This window comes from Cupriavidus sp. SK-3, from assembly GCF_000611145.1.
Classification (GTDB): Bacteria; Pseudomonadota; Gammaproteobacteria; order Burkholderiales; family Burkholderiaceae; genus Cupriavidus.
Window position 1 is genome coordinate 2,071 of the sequence record NZ_JFJV02000230.1, and the last position, 2,757, is coordinate 4,827.

A 2,757-nucleotide genomic window follows, 5' to 3' on the forward strand; every position below is an offset into this window, starting at 1 on the left:
CCGTTTGCCGCAATGGAAGGAGACACGATGACATTCAAGCGCGCCAGCCTGCTGGCTCTCGCTGCCGCCAGCCTGTGCGCCGGCACCGCCAGCGCACAGGTCAAGGTCGGGGTAACGCTATCGGCCACGGGACCGGCAGCTTCGCTGGGTATCCCGGAGAAGAACACCATCTCGCTGCTGCCGAAGGAGATCGCCGGCAAGAAGGTCGAGTACATCGTGCTCGACGATGCATCGGACACCACCACGGCGGTCAAGAACACGCGCAAGCTGATCAGCGAGGACAAGGTCGACGTGGTGGTGGGCTCCACCGTGACGCCCAACTCGCTGGCCATGGTCGACGTCGTCGCAGAGAACGAGACGCCGATGATCACGCTGGCCGCCTCGGCCCGCATCATCGAGCCGATGGACGCCAAGCGCTACTGGGTCTTCAAGACGCCGCAGAACGACTCGCACATGGCGACCGCCATTGCCGAGCACATGACCAACCACAACGTGAAGACGGTGGCCTTTATCGGCTTCGCGGATGCCTACGGCGATAGCTGGGCGCAGGAATTCGCCAAGGTTGGCGAGATGCGCAAGATCAAGGTGGTGGCCAACGAACGCTTCGCCCGCACCGATACCTCCGTGACCGGCCAGGTGCTCAAGATGATGGGGAGCAATCCCGATGCGGTGCTGATCGCTGGTTCGGGTACGCCGGCCGCGTTGCCGGCCAAGGCGCTCAAGGAACGCGGCTGGAAGGGCAAGATCTACCAGACGCACGGCGTGGCCAACGCCGACTTCCTGCGCGTGTGCGGCAAGGATTGCGAAGGCACCTTCCTGCCGGCCGGCCCGCTGCTGGTGGCCGAGCAACTGCCTGACAGCAACCCGGTCAAGAAGCCCGCCATCACCTACAAGACCGCGTACGAAAAGGCGTATGGCGGGCAGGTCTCGACCTTCGGCGGCCACGCCTGGGATGCCGGCCTGCTGCTTCAGCGTGCCATTCCGGAGGCGCTGAAGAAGGGCCAGCCAGGTACCAAGGAATTCCGCAAGGCGCTGCGCGATGCGATGGAGCAGACCAAGGAACTGCCGATCTCCCACGGCATCATGAACATGACGCCGACGGACCACCTCGGTCTGGACCAGCGCTCGCGCGTGATGGTGGAGATCGTCGACGGCAAGTGGAAGCTGCAGACCAAGTAAGACCGCCGGTATAGGTGCACGGAGGTGCGAGGAGGGCGCATGGACAAACCATGCGCCCTTTTTATTGCTGCGCAGCGGCTTGCCGGAAGCAGAACGGGCCGCGCCGTCACTACAGGCAATCCCGTACTTGACACCGCATGCGGCATGCACGATCTTTAACGTGTTAATGAAATTGGCGGGCCAACGGGGCTCCCCCGGAGCGGGCGAATCGGGATGGCGGCCATGCTGCGCCGCGGATATGCTGCTCCAGGCATATCAAAGGTTTGGCGTGCGTGCTGGCGGATGACCGATGCGGCACTGCGCAACCTAAGGGTTCGTCAGGATTTACGCTATGCGTAAGTTCTTTACTATTTCGTAATTCGTTTTTTCACAAGCCAGCCGGCCTCCCTCGCCGGCAGGACTATTCAACAATACGGGGAGACAATGGACCTCTCGATCGCCGCCATCCTGGCGCAGGACGGGATCACCTCGGGCGCCATCTACGCGCTGCTTGCGCTGGCCCTGGTGCTGGTGTTCTCGGTGACCCGCGTCATCTTCATTCCGCAAGGGGAGTTCGTCGCCTATGGCGCGCTGACCCTGGCGGCGATCCAGTCTGGTCATGCGCCGCAAAGCAGCTGGCTGCTGCTGGTCATGGGCGTGCTGACCTTTCTCTACGAGACGATCACCATCCTGCGCAGCGCCGAGCGGCGCCGTACGGCAGCAAGGCGGCTGGCCGTGCTGGCGGGCAAGTACCTGGTCTTCCCGCTGGCCGTGCATCTGCTGGCGCAGAATTTCAACGGACAGTCGATGCCGATGCTGGCGCAGATCGCGCTGACCCTGCTGATCGTGATTCCGCTCGGGCCCATGCTGTACCGGCTGGCCTACCAGCCGCTGGCCGAGGCCAGCACGCTGGTGCTGCTGATCGTTTCGGTCGGCGTGCACTTCGCGCTGGTGGGGCTGGGCCTGGTGATGTTCGGCGCCGAGGGCTCGCGTACCACGCCGTTCTCCGAGGCTCGCTTCGAAGTGGGCAGCCTGTCGATATCCGGCCAGAGCCTGTGGGTGGTCGGCGTGTCGGCGTTGCTGATCGCGGCGCTGTACTTCTACTTTGAGCGCACCATCGCCGGTAAAGCGCTGCGCGCCACCGCGGTCAATCGCCTTGGCGCGCGCTTGGTGGGCATCGGCACGACCCAGGCCGGGCGGCTGTCGTTCACGCTCGCGGCGGCGATGGGCGCGTTGTGCGGCATCCTGATCGCGCCGCTGACCACCGTCTATTACGAATCGGGCTTCCTGATCGGTCTCAAGGGATTCGTCGGTGCCATCGTGGGTGGCCTGGTGAGTTATCCGGTGGCGGCCGCGGGCGCCATCCTGGTGGGGCTGCTCGAATCCTATTCCTCCTTCTGGGCCAGCGCCTTCAAGGAGGTCATCGTGTTCACCCTGATCCTGCCCGTGCTGCTGTGGCGCTCGCTCACCAGCAAGCATGTGGAAGAAGAGGAATAAGGGACACACCATGAACAAGAACCTCAAGAACCGAATTTTCCTGCTGGCCTTCACGGTGGTGCTGGCGCTGTTGCCGGTGCTCCCCACCCCCGAGTTCTGGAT

At 63.8% G+C, this 2,757-nt stretch carries 2 protein-coding genes; both read left to right on the forward strand.

Features of this window, described 5'->3' with window-relative positions:
• The first annotated feature begins 27 nt into the window (after window positions 1-27).
• Window positions 28-1,179, forward strand: coding sequence for an ABC transporter substrate-binding protein (locus CF70_RS23470; protein WP_035870418.1), 1,152 nt, complete (start codon window positions 28-30; stop codon window positions 1,177-1,179).
• Between the two features lie 423 nt (window positions 1,180-1,602).
• The gene (locus CF70_RS23475; RefSeq protein ID WP_035870420.1) at window positions 1,603-2,655 is read left to right on the forward strand and encodes a branched-chain amino acid ABC transporter permease; all 1,053 of its coding nucleotides are present in this window, start codon (window positions 1,603-1,605) and stop codon (window positions 2,653-2,655) included.
• The last annotated feature ends 102 nt before the right edge of the window (window positions 2,656-2,757 follow it).

Coding starts and splice junctions, on each gene's coding strand:
- CF70_RS23470 (WP_035870418.1), top strand. CDS start 28: ATGACATTCAAGCGCGCCAGCCTGCTGGCTCTCGCTGCCGCCAGCCTG.
- CF70_RS23475 (WP_035870420.1), top strand. CDS start 1,603: ATGGACCTCTCGATCGCCGCCATCCTGGCGCAGGACGGGATCACCTCG.